Here is a 303-nt window from a genome sequence, read left to right as displayed (position 1 = left end):
GAAATAAGAAGGAATTTACGAAAATTGCTTCTTAAATTTTTGTGACATTTCGGCTTATTTCAAAGAAGCTACTTCTGGAACACCGTGAATCAGAGGTTGTGAAATCAGCGTTTGAGCTAATACCGAGGGTCAGCTGATTGAACACTGTTTAAGAAAGAGGTCGTGAGCCTGCCGTTTGACTATGAGTCACAAGTCACAATATTCAATAAACATGAGAATCTGTTTTTGGAAATTGCTCCTTGTGACTGAGGAGTTGGCAGGAGAAAACTGAAAGGGACTGTGACACGATTTTTGTCACAGTCC

It is taken from the genome of Enterococcus sp. HMSC072F02, assembly GCF_001837725.1.
Taxonomy (GTDB): Bacteria; Bacillota; Bacilli; order Lactobacillales; family Enterococcaceae; genus Enterococcus_B; species Enterococcus_B lactis.
Note: the sequence above shows the minus strand (reverse complement) of the source record.